Origin of the sequence: Roseobacter sp. OBYS 0001 (genome assembly GCF_019654895.1) — a bacterium.
In the GTDB taxonomy this organism is placed as follows: Bacteria; Pseudomonadota; Alphaproteobacteria; order Rhodobacterales; family Rhodobacteraceae; genus Roseobacter; species Roseobacter litoralis.
In genome coordinates, this window is record NZ_BPES01000013.1 from 21,687 (window position 1) to 35,603 (window position 13,917).

At 58.5% G+C, this 13,917-nt stretch carries 10 protein-coding genes; 6 read left to right on the top strand and 4 right to left on the bottom strand.

Going from position 1 to position 13,917, the window contains the following annotated elements; genetic code table 11:
* Positions 1–10: 10 nt before the first annotated feature.
* Together maiA and hmgA are read right to left on the bottom strand one after the other, a co-directional pair.
* Positions 11–646 carry a maleylacetoacetate isomerase gene (gene maiA / locus K5Q35_RS18710; RefSeq protein WP_220800930.1) on the bottom strand — a complete coding sequence of 212 codons (636 nt, stop codon included), beginning with the start codon at positions 644–646 and terminating at the stop codon, positions 11–13.
* A gap of 5 nt (positions 647–651) precedes the next feature.
* Positions 652–2,001 (bottom strand): homogentisate 1,2-dioxygenase, encoded by a 1,350-nt coding sequence (hmgA, locus tag K5Q35_RS18715; protein WP_220800931.1) that lies wholly within the window; start codon positions 1,999–2,001, stop codon positions 652–654.
* Between the two features lie 168 nt (positions 2,002–2,169).
* On the opposite strand from hmgA, the gene K5Q35_RS18720 reads away from it, so the two are divergent.
* Both K5Q35_RS18720 and K5Q35_RS18725 read left to right on the top strand, forming a co-directional pair.
* Complete coding sequence (locus K5Q35_RS18720) at positions 2,170–2,679, top strand: MarR family winged helix-turn-helix transcriptional regulator (protein WP_220800932.1); 510 nt, start codon at positions 2,170–2,172, stop codon at positions 2,677–2,679.
* Positions 2,680–2,829: 150 nt separating this feature from the next.
* The gene (locus tag K5Q35_RS18725; RefSeq protein WP_220800933.1) at positions 2,830–4,764 is read left to right on the top strand and encodes an acyl CoA:acetate/3-ketoacid CoA transferase; all 1,935 of its coding nucleotides are present in this window, start codon (positions 2,830–2,832) and stop codon (positions 4,762–4,764) included.
* A gap of 144 nt (positions 4,765–4,908) precedes the next feature.
* Here K5Q35_RS18725 and K5Q35_RS18730 read toward each other — a convergent pair whose 3' ends face one another.
* Positions 4,909–5,715 (bottom strand): IclR family transcriptional regulator, encoded by an 807-nt coding sequence (locus tag K5Q35_RS18730; protein ID WP_220800934.1) that lies wholly within the window; start codon positions 5,713–5,715, stop codon positions 4,909–4,911.
* A 115-nt stretch (positions 5,716–5,830) separates the two neighbouring features.
* Here K5Q35_RS18730 and K5Q35_RS18735 point away from each other — a divergent pair, with 115 nt between their 5' ends.
* From K5Q35_RS18735 to kynU, 4 genes are all read left to right on the top strand, one after another.
* The gene (locus K5Q35_RS18735) at positions 5,831–7,690 is read left to right on the top strand and encodes a TRAP transporter fused permease subunit (RefSeq protein WP_220800935.1); all 1,860 of its coding nucleotides are present in this window, start codon (positions 5,831–5,833) and stop codon (positions 7,688–7,690) included.
* 19 nt (positions 7,691–7,709) lie between these two features.
* Entirely contained in the window at positions 7,710–8,741 is a 1,032-nt protein-coding gene (locus tag K5Q35_RS18740) for a TAXI family TRAP transporter solute-binding subunit (protein WP_220800936.1), read from the top strand.
* A gap of 74 nt (positions 8,742–8,815) precedes the next feature.
* Positions 8,816–10,441 carry an alkaline phosphatase family protein gene (locus K5Q35_RS18745; RefSeq protein ID WP_220800937.1) on the top strand — a complete coding sequence of 542 codons (1,626 nt, stop codon included), beginning with the start codon at positions 8,816–8,818 and terminating at the stop codon, positions 10,439–10,441.
* 250 nt (positions 10,442–10,691) lie between these two features.
* Positions 10,692–11,900, top strand: coding sequence for a kynureninase (kynU, locus tag K5Q35_RS18750; protein WP_220800938.1), 1,209 nt, complete (start codon positions 10,692–10,694; stop codon positions 11,898–11,900).
* 781 nt (positions 11,901–12,681) lie between these two features.
* Here the strand turns inward: kynU and K5Q35_RS18755 are convergent.
* A complete protein-coding gene (locus tag K5Q35_RS18755) occupies positions 12,682–13,464 on the bottom strand; it encodes an aspartate dehydrogenase (protein ID WP_220800939.1) in 783 nt (260 codons plus the stop codon).
* Positions 13,465–13,917: the final 453 nt, after the last annotated feature.

Sequence of the window (13,917 nt, forward strand, 5' to 3'; positions counted from 1 at the left end):
GGGGGTTCCTTCAGGCTGCGTCTGGCTGGTTTTCGGGGCGCGCGGCGTCAAAGGCCGGCAATTTGAGCGCCTGCTTTTCGACGTCGCGCAGGCGGGCAAAGGACGTCAGGTCAACGCCCCAGCGGTGTGCATTGTAAAGCTGTGCAACAAGGCACAGGTCGCAGAGCTGCGGTGTGTTCGCAAAGCTGTACGTCGGAGCATCCGGCAGCAGGGCCTGATAGGCCTCAAGCCCCTCGCTGATCCAGTGGCGCATCCAAGCGGCGGCGGCATCACCGGTGAACCCGTGATGGGATTTCAGGCGGCTCATCACCTTGAAGTTGTTCACCGGGTGAATGTCTGACGCGATAATCTGCGCGGCCGCCAGCACCTTTGCGCGCTGCAACGGATCGCTTGGCAAAAGGGCGGGGTCGGGCGCGGTATGTTCGAGATAATCGAGGATTGCCAGCGATTGGGTTAAAACGGTGCCATCCTCCAGCACCAGCGTCGGCACAGCTTTGCTGGGGTTTTTCGTCACATAGTCGGGCGCGCGCTGCGCTCCGGCCACAAGGTCGACCGGGACTGTCCGATATGACAGCCCCTTGAGGTTCAGCGCCACCCGCACGCGGTAGGATGTGCTCGACCGCCAATAGGAATAGAGCGTCAGCATGGTGATCACTTTTTACCCGGTGTGCCGTCGAATTTCTTTTCGATGTCCGCCCAGCAGTTGATGTAGTCGTCCTGCAGCGGTGCTTCCTTGCCCGCGAATTGGGTGAGTTGCTGTGGGAAGCGGGTTTCGAACATGAAGGACATTGTGTTGTCCAGCTTGTCAGGGCCGAGGTTCGCGTTGGACGCTTTCTCGAACGCCTCGCGGTCGGGGCCATGGGGCAGCATCATGTTGTGCAGGCTCACACCGCCGGGGACAAAGCCCTGTGGTTTGGCGTCGTATTCGCCATAGATGTTGCCCATCATTTCGGACATAATGTTCTTGTGATACCATGGCGGGCGGAAAGTATCTTCGGCCACCATCCAGCGTTCGCGGAAGAGCACAAAGTCGATATTCGCGGTGCCCGGCTGGCCGGACGGCGCGGTCAGCACGGTAAAGATCGACGGGTCGGGGTGGTCAAACAGGATCGCGCCAACCGGGCAATAATTGCGCAGGTCGTATTTGTAGGGCGCGTAGTTGCCGTGCCACGCCACCACGTCGAGCGGGCTTTGCCCAATTTTGGTAGTGTGAAACTGACCACACCACTTGACCGTGACGGTCGAGGGCACTTCGCGGTCCTCAAAGGCGGCAACCGGTGCCTTGAAATCACGCGGGTTGGCCATGCAGTTCGCACCAATCGGACCCCGGCCCGGCAGTTCAAATTTCTGGCCGTAGTTTTCACAGACAAAGCCGCGCGCAGGCCCGTCCAGCAATTCCACACGGTAGACCAGACCGCGCGGGATGATCGCGATTTCCTTGGGTTCAAGGTCGATGATCCCCAATTCGGTCGCGAAACGCAGGCGGCCTTCCTGTGGCACGACAAGCATCTCGCTGTCCGCAGAGAAGAAATAGGCGTCCTGCATGGATTGGGTCACCAGATAGACGTGGCTGGCCATGCCCACTTGCGTGTTCACGTCACCTGCCGTCGTCATGGTGCGCATCCCCGTCAGCCATGTGAGCGGCTCATCCGTATGCGGGATCGGGTCCCAGCGGTACTGACCCAGAGAGGTCACATCAGGGTGGATGTCCGGAGCGGAGCGGAAATGCGGCAGGTCGATTTTTTCATAGCGGTGGCTGTGTTTGACCGACGGGCGGATGCGATAACACCACGTGCGTTCGGGGCGCACATCGGTGAATGCCGTGCCGGAAAGCTGCTCGCCATATAGCCCATAGTTGCATTTTTGCGGGCTGTTCATGCCTTGGGGCAGGGCACCGGGCAGGGCTTCGGTCTCGAAATCATTGCCAAATCCGGGCATGTAGCCGGGGTTTGTCAGTCCGCCGTCGGCCTGAACCAAAGGGCTGATATCTGCGTCTTTCATGGCATGTCTCCTCACGTTTCAAGTGGTCGGCACCGATGCGAATAATGGTGCGTTCAATTCCGCTTTGACAGGTGGTTCAAATTCGTTTCACTTGCAACGATTATCATTTTGTGGAAAAATGAGTCAAGATCATTTCATATGCAACGAAATCGAAGGTGCCGGATTTACATGACCTCAAGTGATTTCAACCTGTCCGAATTCCTGCCTTACAAACTGTCGGTGCTGTCATCGCGCATCTCCAAGATGCTCTCGAAGGTCTATGGCGCGGAATACGGTCTTTCGACGCCTGAATGGCGGGTTCTGGTCCATGTTGCGCGCCGCGAAAAGATGTCCGTTCGCGAAATTCACGACAGTGTCTATCTTGAAAAGCCGAGTGTCAGCCGCGCGGTAACCAAGCTGGAAAAGGCGGGGCTTCTGGCGAAATCCACTTGCGATGCCGACCACCGCCTTGTTGAGATCGAAGTGACCGCGTCGGGGCTGGATGTGTTCAACGGGATTGTTCCTGCGGCCCTGTCATTTGAAAACGCATTGATGAGCACATTTTCGGATGCGGAGCGGGATCAGTTCAATACCCTGATGGAGCGTTTGCATGATGTTCTCGATACACAACCGGGCGCGACACGCCGACCGCAGGTGGACGATGAAGTCTCAAAAACACTGCCGAACGGTGCAGGCTAGCCGCGCGTAAGTGCATTCGGAAACCCAAGACAGCACCGAGGAAATGAATATGATTGAACGAACCGGCAAAAGGTCTGTCATCACCGGCGCGATTTCGGCGGAAGAAACCATCGGCATTGCGTTGGCCTTGGAGAGCGCGTGGGCAGCGGCATGAAGGCGAGCAAGGTCGTTTCGCCGTCCGAGGCTGCCGCCCTGATCAAGGACGGTGATTGCGTCACGACCTCCGGTTTCGTTGGCATAGGTGTCCCGGATGAACTGCTGGCCGCTGTCGAAGATCGGTTTGTGCAAACAGGTCATCCGCGCGATCTGTCGTTGGTTTTTGCCGCAGGGCAGGGGGATGGCAAGGAACGCGGCCTGAACCGGTTGGGGCATGAGGGCCTGTTGAAACGTGTTATCGGCGGGCACTGGGGGCTGATCCCAAAGGTCGCGACGCTGGCCACGCAAGGCAAGATCGAAGGCTGGAACCTGCCGCAAGGTGTGATCAGCCAGCTTTACCGCGACATTGCGGCGGGCAAGCCGGGCATGTTGTCCAAAGTTGGCCTTGAGACCTTTGTCGATCCGCGCAACGGAGGTGGTGCGATCAACGAGATATCGACAGAGCCGCAGGTTGAACTGATGGAGATCGGCGGCGAGGAAGTCCTGTTCTACCCGTCACAGAAGCTGACGGTCGCCTTGCTGCGCGGCACGACGGCGGATGAGGTGGGCAATGTCACGATGGAGCGCGAGGCGCTGACCATCGACAATCTGGCGCAAGCCATGGCGGTGCACAATGCGGGCGGCGTGGTGATCGTGCAGGTCGAACGTGTGGCGCAGGCGGGGACATTGCCCGCCCGCGACGTCCATATCCCCGGTATTCTGGTGGATGCCGTCGTTATCGCGCGCCCGGAAAACCATCTGCAGACTTATCGCACCGCCTTCAGTCAGGCCTTCACCAACCGCATCAAACCGCCTCGGGGTGAATTGCCGGTCATGCCCCTTGATGCGCGCAAGGTGATCGCGCGGCGCTGTGCGTTTGAGTTGCCCGTGAACGGTGTGGTCAACCTTGGGATCGGGATGCCCGAAGGCGTGGCCTCCGTCGCCGCCGAAGAAGGGTTGCTGGAGCATCTGACGCTCACCGCCGAGCCGGGCGTGATCGGCGGGCAACCGGCTTCGGGACTTGATTTCGGTGCGGCGGTCAACACCGACGCGGTGATCCCGCAGAACAACCAGTTTGATTTCTATGATGGCGGCGGCCTTGACCTGGCCTGTCTGGGGCTTGCGCAGGCGGACGCTATTGGCAACGTCAATGTCTCCCGCTTTGGGCCGCGTCTTGCAGGTGCGGGTGGGTTCATCAACATCAGTCAGAATGCCCGCGCCGTTGTGTTTGCCGGCACGTTCAGCGCGCAGGGGCTGGATGTGCAGATCGACGCGGATGGGGTCGAGATCCGCCAAGAGGGCAGGGCGCGCAAATTCCTCGATCATGTCGAGCAGATTTCGTTTTCGGGCGTACGCGCGGCGCGGCTGGGTCAGCCGGTTTTATATGTGACCGAGCGGTGCGTGTTCGAACTGACCGCTGGCGGATTGAAACTGATCGAAATCGCCCCCGGCATTGATCTGGAGCGTGATATTTTGAGCCTGATGGACGTGCCCCCGATTGTAGATGAAATCTGCCTCATGGACCCGCGCATTTTCCGCACACAGGAGATGGGCCTGCGCACCGACCTGTTGCACCTTGATCTGCCGGACCGCGTGGCGATCGAGAGCAAGCTCGGCCAGCTATTTCTCAACTTCGAGAAAATGCGCATCCGCACACAAGACGAAATCGATCTGGTCAGAACGGCGGTCGCCCGCACCTGCGAGGCCCATGGCAAGCGGGTTGATGTCATCGTGAACTATGATGGTTTTCGTATTGACGAAGCGCTCGAAAGCAACTGGGCCGACATGGTGAACCGCTTGACAGAACGGTATTACGCAAAGGTTTCGCGCTATTCCGGATCGGCCTTCATGCGGATGAAACTGGGAAAGGTCTTTCCCGACGCGCGCACGCATATCTTTGAGACCGGCCCGCAGGCGCAGGCGTTCCTCGGGGCTGAAGAGGCGCCATAAAGCGTCATGCGAAAAACCTGAAACACCTAGCGCCATCTGACATCAAGGATTTCAACGCGTTACGTGATACGTGATATTTCAGGTATTTCGTCAGACGCTCTAGGTGATCTGCGATGGTCCAAGTATCTTGTCAGACGCCATAACTCAGGATTGTGGCAGATCGCCCAGATCAAGGTTCACGGCGAATTGAGTGCCAATGGCATCTGCTGCCGCGCTCAGTTGCACAAGATGCGCCTGCGCTACATCATCCACGCTGCGCCTTTCGGCGAGCCAGACCAAACTCAGCGCCCCCACGACCTGATCGCTGGCGCGGATGGCAACGCTGATCGCGCTGGGAATTCCGCCATAGTCCACCGCGCGCCCCCAATAGCCATGTTCCCGGCTGGCAAAGCCGCGCGCGCGGATATCTTTGAGTTTATCCGGCAGTTGCGCGGCGGCATCGCGGTCTTTGCCTTTCAGGCTCGCGCTCAGTTTGTCGGAGGATTCCATCCGTTCTCCGGGTCCCAAGGCGGCCAGAAAAGCACAGCCCAAAGCCGAGCGGAAAGGCGAGGGGCGGTAGCCGATACAATCGGGAAAGATACCATGGCGGCCATAGTGTCGGGTCGTATCGACAATCTCGACCCGCCCGTTTCCGATCGCGGCCGCAAGATCCACCCCCAGCCCGGTTGCCTTGGATAATTCCATGATTTCTGCGCTTCCGGCCTCGACCAGCGCATCTATCGAATCAGGGTAGGCGCTCAAGCGCGGGAACCGGGACCCAATACGATACCGACTGTCGCTGCGGCTCTGGGTCAGCCATCTTTGATTGACCAGCGTTGCGCAAATTCTCAGGATCGTGGCTTTGGGCAAACCCGTCTGATCCGCCAGAAAAACCAATGAACACACGCCATTACTCGACACAACTTCGAGTATTTTCATACTGCGTTCAACAGAGCGATTTAGTTTGACCACGCGTTCCACCTAGTGAAACGCATGTTCGACCTAAAAGGGATGTGTGTCTAGTTAATATTGTGGTGCGCCGTGGCCGGGCAGAAAGGCTTGCCGCAGACCGAGGAGGAGGGGACCTGTGCAGAATGTGCTTTCAAGATCCGTGACGGGATTGAGCCTGGCATTGTCCGGTTTGATTATCGTCGTCGTTTTCTACGTCTCTGTCTTTGGTGTCTTCAGCGAATCCTACCTTCGGGTCGGCATGTTGCTGGTCGGTGGCCTGCTGATCCTGCTCTTTCAGATCGAGCGCAGCGGCAGCCCTGTGGGAAAACTGCTGGCGCTCATCACGGCGGCCTTTCTCGGCGTTGCGGTCTATCAGTACTTTCGCGCCGCTGCGGAAATTGAAACCGGCCTTTATTTTCTGACATCCGCAGATATCTGGCTGGGCACTTTGGGTTTGATCGCCGTGATCGAACTGACCCGCCGTTCTGTCGGCATGGTCATGGCCTGCGTGGCGGGTTTTGTTTTGATTTATGGCGCATTCGGGCAGTTCGCGCCGGGCTTCATGCGCCATGCGGGTATGACGTCTGAGGAATTGATTCAGGTTCTGTGGTATTCTTTCGACGGTGTTTTCGGACGTCCGATGGCCACGGTCGTCTCGACCATTCTTATCTTCATCATCTTCGGGGCTATTCTGGAATTCCTGACCATTGATCAGGTGTTGGTGAAACTGGCGCTGGCCGCCACCGGGCGCGTGCGGTCCGGCCCTGCAGCTGCGGCAACGATTGCCAGCGGTCTGTTCGGCACGATTTCGGGCAGTGGGGTGGCCAATGTGGTCGGCACGGGGGTCATCACCATTCCGTTGATCAAGAAACGCGGTTTCAAACCGCATTTCGCAGGCGCAGTTGAGGCCGCAGCCTCTAGCGGGGGGCAGATCACACCCCCGATCATGGGCGCGGTTGCCTTTATCATGGCCGACGTGACAGGCCAGCCTTATCTGACGATTTGTGTGGCGGCTGCGGTTCCGGCGATCCTCTATTACGTTGGTTTGTTCATGGCGACGTCCAGTGCGGCGCGCGACATGGATCTTGATATCTCCGCACAGCCCAAGATGAATTTTGCATGGCGCGAGGTCGCGCAGATCATTGTGTTCATGCTGTCCCTGACAGCCATTGTCGTGGCCATGGTCGGGGGGTCTTCGCCCGCCTATGCGGGCTTTATCGGCGTGGCCTTCGCCATCGTCTTCGGCTTCGCGCTAAAGCCGAGCCTGCTGACCGACATCCCGTCCTGGATCAAGTTCATCCGTTCAGCGGGCATGATTTCCGCCCAGCTGGTGGTCATCGTGGGGGCCGTGGGGATCATCATCGGCATTTTGAACCTGACCGGTGTCGGCCTGCGGTTCGCGTCGCTTGTTGGCAGCTATGCCGACGGGCAACTGGCGGTATCCCTGCTGCTCATGGCCTTGGCCTGTCTGTTGCTCGGCATGGGGATGCCCACGGTGCCCGCCTATCTGATCATCGTGCTGGTCATGGGCCCTGCGCTGCAAAAGCTTGGCGTGCCAATCATTCACACGCATATGTTCGTACTGTATTTCGGCGTGTTGTCGGCTGTGACCCCGCCAGTTGCACTGGCCGCCTTTGCCGCCGCACCAATTGCGGGGGCCGGGGCCATGCGCACCGCTGTTGAGGCCTCCCGGCTGGCCTTGCCCGGCTTTGTGATCCCTTTTGCCTTTATCTATCAGCCCGCAATGTTGCTCGGCACCGGCTATCCGCTGATGGAATCGGCACAATCGATCCTGTTTGTCACACTTGCCGTGCTGCATATTTCGCGCGCCTGTTACCCGGCCAAGGGCAAGGCACGCTTTGCGCCCATCGGGCTGGCCCTCGCTTTCGCGCTCTTGTTCTTAGGAGCTTATGTGTCATGGATTGCTGTGGCTGCGACCTTTGCGCTGTGGTCCGTCGTCAGGTTCGGCACCTTCATGACGCCCGAAAATACTTGATCCAGAGGAGGAACGACCCATGACACCCCCAAACCTGACCCGCCGCTCCCTGTTGGCAAGCACGGCAGGTGCGGCTGCACTTGCGGCCTTGCCGCGTGCCGCTTTTGCCAAGGAGTTGCTGCGCATGTCGACACTCGGACCGGGCACCAGCCCTAACCTTGTGATGACGACCTTTGCAAACATCGTGAACGGGGCGCTACCGGACTACGAGATCCAGTTGAACGCGACCGGTGCCGCGACCCGCCACGTGCTTGAAGTGGCCATGGGCCGCAGCGATTTCTGCATGTCCTCGCCGGTGATTCATGCGCTGATGCGCCGTCAGGCCGCGATGTATGAGAAAATCGAACAAGCCCCCGAACTGGTCAAGAACCTGCGCACGGTGCTGAACTTCCCAATGGGGGTTTATCACATTGCGGTTTATGGATCCTCCGGCATCACGTCCATGGATCAGATCGCTGGTAAGCGCGTTTTTCTCGGCCCGCCCGGCGGTGCGGCCTATACGACCATGCAACGTTTGTTCAAAGCGGTTGCTGGCCTCGAAGCGGGCACGGATTACGAAGCGGTCAGCCTTGGTTGGGACGCTGCTGCCGCTGCTTTCCAGGATGGCAACATCGACGTCTATTGCAACCCGACCAACGCGCCCAGCCCGGCCCTGACGCAGATCGCCGTCACCAACGAAATCCGCTTCCTCGGCATTCCCTCAGAGGCGCTCGAGACCGAAGGGGTGCAGGCCCTTGTAGGGCGTCCGGGTTTCAGCGCGGCGACACTGCCCGCGGGTGCTTACGGCGACAATCAGATGAACGAAGAGGATGTCACGACCCTTGGCGTGACTGTGGGCATCGTCACTAATCAGGACGCGGACGAGGAGATGATCTATCAGATGAGCAAGGCCTTCTACGCCGGGGTCAAAGAAGCGGGCGATGGGTCGCCGTGGTTGCGGGCGATCACCCCCGAAGGTGCCGTGCAGGACATCAACCTCGCCCTGCACCCCGGTGCCCTGCGCGCCCTGAGCGAGATGGGTGTGGCCATCCCGGACGCCGCCAAAGGCTAATCGGTCTGGCCGGCGCGCACACAGCCCCGGCCATTCCTGTTGTTTTCAATGATCTGCAGAACCCGGAAACTCTCATGACAAAAAACGTCCTCTTCATCATGTGTGATCAACTGCGGTGGGATTACCTGTCCTGCGCGGGGCATCCGGGCCTTGAAACACCCCATATCGACGCGCTGGCCAAACGCGGCGTGCGCTTTGACCGGGCCTATGTGCAATCGCCCATCTGCGGTCCATCGCGGATGTCCTTTTACACCGGGCGCTACGTCAGCTCGCATGGCTCAACATGGAACAGCATCCCGCTGAAGGTGGGTGAGATGACCTTGGGCGATCATTTGCGCCCGCTGGGTGTGCGCACGGCTCTTTGCGGCAAGACACATATGGCTGCCGATGCGGAAGGCATGAAGCGCCTTGGCCTAGCACCCGACAGCACCATCGGGGCGTTGGTGGCGGAAAGTGGGTTTGAGCCCTATGAGCGCGACGACGGGCTGCACCCAAGCACGTCCTATGGCAAGCGCAACAAGAACTACGATGATTTCATGAAGGAGCGCGGCTGGGAGGATGAAAACCCGTGGGACAGCGTGGCCAACAGCGGTGAGGATCAGGATGGCAATATCCTCAGCGGCTGGTTCCTCGATAATTCCGATCTCAAGGCGCGCGCCGCCGATGAGGAAAGCGAAACCCCCTATATCACCCGCCGCGCGATGGATTTCATTGAAGAGGCTGGCGACACCCCATGGTGCCTGCATCTCAGCTATATCAAACCGCACTGGCCCTATATCGTGCCCGCGCCCTATCACGACATGTACCCGCCCGAAACACATTCCCCCGTGCTGCGCCATGACGTGGAAAAGGATGACCCGCACCCGGTGTTCGGCGCTTTCATGGAAGAGCGCGTTTCCAAAGCCTTCACCAACCAGACCACGCGCACCAAGGTGATCGGCGCTTATATGGGCCTGATCAAACAGATCGATGATCAGATGGGCGAATTGATGGCCTTTCTCGACGCCAAGGGCCTGAGGGATGACACGTTGATCGTCTTTACCTCGGATCACGGCGACTATCTGGGCGATCACTGGCTTGGCGAAAAAGAGCTGTTTCACGATCCATCGGCGCGCATACCGCTGATTGTCATGGACCCAAGCCCGGAGGCAGATGCCACGCGCGGGACGGTGTCAAATGCACTGGTGGAGGCGATCGACGTGGCCCCCACCATTCTCGATTATTTCGGCGGACAAGAGGTGCCGCATATCATCGAGGGCAAGTCCCTGCGCCCCTTGATGCACGGCAAACAGGAAGCTCTGCGCGATTTTGTGGTGTCTGAATATGATTATTCCATGCGTCAGGTCCGCCGTCGTCTTGGCGTCAGCGTCGCGGATGCCAAACTGACGATGCTGTTTGACGGGCGCTGGAAATACATCTTTGCCGAAGGGTTCCGCCCGATGCTCTTTGATCTGGAAACCGATCCGGATGAATTCAACGATCTGGGCGGCAATCCCAATTTCGTACATGAATGCGACCGCCTTCAGGCGTTGTTCTCCCAGTGGACCCGCCGTATCAGCCAGCGCACGACCATTTCGGATGCCGAGATCGAAAGGCGCGGTGCAGACCTGAACGAGGCAAGGGCGGGCATCATCATCGGTTTCCCCACCGAAGCCGACCTTGAGGCCGCGCTTGAAGCGGATAAAAAGCCGCCGTCCTGATCCACCCCTTCAGGCAGTACAGCGCGGGCTTCCATTCCTCTTTCGTATATCCATTTTCCGCCCGGGAGGATACGCCCATCTATCGGACGGTATCAGTGAAAAAATGAAAAAGACGGGTGCAGCGATCAGAGCGCCTGCTAGACTGCCAAATGAACGGGTCTGTGCCCTGATGCCAGAGCGTGGTGGACCAACGAAAAGAAACGTGTCGCTGGTCAAGCGCCTGAGACAAATCTCGAAGTGAGGAAATTCTGTGACCCAATACAAGACTGATTTTGAATGGACACGCCAGCAGTTCGATCTGCCCGAAGGGATGATCTATCTTAACGGCAACTCCCTCGGGCCGATGCCGCGCGCGTCGGTGCCAGCCATGACCAGTTTTCTCAACGATGAATGGCGTACCGAACTGATCAAGGGCTGGAACACCAAGGACTGGTTCATGCAGACCAATACGCTGGGCGATCGTATCGGGCGTCTGATTGGCGCACCTGCGGGCTCCACCGTGGTCAGTGATACATTGTCCATAAAGGTCTTTCAGGCGGTTGCAGCGGGTATGGCGATGGTGCCGGACCGCAAGGTGATCCTGTCGGACAACGGAAATTTCCCGACGGACCTTTATATGGTCGAGGGGCTGATCAAGCTGAAGGATGCAGGTTACGAGTTGCGCACGCCCGATCCCGAAGACGTCATGGACCATATCACCGAAGACGTTGGCGTTGTGATGCTCACCGAAGTCGACTACCGCACGGGCCGGCGCCACGACATGAAGGCGATCATCGACAAGGCCCATGCGCTGGGCGCGGTGGTGGTCTGGGATCTGGCGCATTCTGCCGGTGCGGTGCCTGTCGATGTGGGTGGCTGTGACGTGGATTTCGCCGTTGGCTGCACGTATAAATACCTCAACGGTGGGCCGGGGGCACCTGCGTTTATCCATGTGGCGCCCCGCCTGCTCGACACGGTTGAGCCGTTTTTGTCGGGTTGGTACGGGCATGAGGCCCCCTTTGCCTTTGACACCGCATTCCGCCCCATGCCAGGCAAGATCGAGCGGATGCGGATCGGCACGCCGTCGATTGCGTCTTTCGCGCTTTTGTCCGTGGCGCTCGATATTTGGGACAATGTGGATATGGACGAATTGCAGACGCGCTCAGCAGAACTCTGCGCGCTGTTCATCAGCGAGATTGAGGCGCGTTGCCCTGGCTTGGATCTGGTCACGCCGCGTGATCCAAGGAAACGCGGCAGCCACGTGTCGTTCGCGTTTGAGCATGGCTATGCCTGTATGCAGGCGCTGATAGCTGATAATGTGATTGGCGATTTTCGTGCTCCCAACGTCATGCGTTTCGGGATTACACCGCTGCTAGTGAACGAGGCTGACATCATTGGCGCTGTCGACAAACTGGAGAAAATCCTCAAGGAAGAGCGCTGGAAAAACGCGCAATTCCAGAAACGTTCGCTTGTGACATGACAGTAGCAAACGTGCTCATGATCATGTGCGAGTAACTCAGATAGGACTATCCGGGCTGTCCGGGTCATCAATCGATGCGCATGCTCAATCTTGTGGAACATGGTGCCGTTTTCAAGCGGGTCGAATATTTCTCCCGGCTATGTGCGCGCGCCGTGCTGGGCGGCAAAACCCACAGACCGCTCACAGCGGTTTGGGCTTTCCAAGCGCCCTCAAATCGGTGCCGTGGTCTTTGAATGTGGCTTTGAGGTTTGGAATAGGCTCGCGTCTGTGCATCCAAATTGGGAGGCGAAGTGCTGTCGCATTTCAAAGACTGTCTTGCTAACGAATAAAGCGCAGCGCCGGGACCGGGCCAACTCTGGCGAGGGCGCGGATGGCTACATCATGTCGGGCGAGCTGTTTAAGATTGCAACCTACTGGCCAGCGCCGAACTGGAGGACCCCGATCGCAACGATGCGACAAGCCATGCAATCGAATTGCTGGCTCAGACGGGTGACGACCGACCTGTGCTCACCACAATGGGACCGCTATTGTCCTCGTTCATACCATCCTGTTGTGGGCGGCATTTGAAGTCTGCGCAAAGATCGGTTTGCCGTGACAGGTGAGCCTTTTGCCAAAAACTGTCGGAACGATGCCGCGATTGGTCCTGTTAAATGGCCGAACGCCAAGAACACGCACCGCATGCTTACCGGTTGCCGTGCTGACACATTGCAACCAGTAGCGCAGCTCAAAACGTGTCATCGCGTGGTCGCCGGTACGGGTGTGATTTCAACACATATGGGCGCTATGTCGTTATTGGAGCGCGGCGGCGATGGATGGCAGAAATGACGCTCATCGCGGCAAGCGCAGAGCTGCGCGGGTTGTCGGGCAGGGCCTTGCCCTCGATCCTGAAGCCGAAACTCCCGAATGCGCCGGATGCATGTATTTCGTGAATGTTGGCGGTTGCATCGGGATCTGCGATCAGAACCGCTTGTGTGTGATCAAAGCCCAATCCGGCAAGGGCCACAGCGGCAGCGACATTTGCGTTCTTGGGATACTGCGTTGCCGCCTGTCGTGCCGTGCCCCTGAAGTGGGCGGTGGCAAATGTCAAAGCGTCCAGATCGACGCGCTCTTGCGCGGCAGATCCGCGCCACCCGGCGGGCGGCTTGCGTCCGGTGTAAGTCACCTCGCTCAGCCCCCCGACACGCGCAGCTTGCAGACAATCCAAAGCGCCGATCGCACCGCTGGCCAAATGCAGCTGTGCCCCACCGGTCCGTGCTGCTTGCGTCAGGAGTTGTTCCAGATTTTCGTCGGCAAGTGCGCCCAGTGAGACGGTCACCAGATCAATGCCCCGTTTCAGAATGGCCGCCCCATGTTCGATCAATGCTGCATGTCCCGCGCAATCGACCATCAAATCAATATCATCGGGAAGGTCGGCCACGCTTGCGACACGAACGGACACTTTGTCATTCGCACTGTCCATACGCGCCGGCCGCACAAGCGAAACAAGATGTGCCCGCCCTTCAATGCTAAGCTGATCAATCACATAGCGGCCGATGGCCCCCTCACCGATAATACCAATCTTCATACAGGCCTCCTTGTTTGTTCTTTATATCGGAAACTTAAAGGGCTTTGATATAGTTTCATGGCATCGCCAAGTCAGGTCGCGCAGAATGCCCGCCCGCGATTTCGACGCCTTCTTCAAAAGTGATTAAGGGTCCTGGATCAATTTGAGCTGCTGCATGCAATCGCTAAAACAAGACCCAAAGCCTGTGCAGGCAAAACGATGTGCGGTATCCGTACGGTTGGACTGACCCCGTTTGCTGATGGTTCTGCACTGGATAAGGCGGGTGTGTTCGGCATCGTCACATTGATCGACCGGCTCGAAAACCAAGCCCGGTTGTCGACGCTTTGGCAGGGGCGCGCAGACCCCGGCGCGCTGGACAAAGATTGCCGTTGCTGGCCTGATTCTACCTGCCGTCTTGGCTTTTCGCTGATCCCGGCCGCTGGTCACGGTCAATGCTTTCATGTTTTCGCTTCT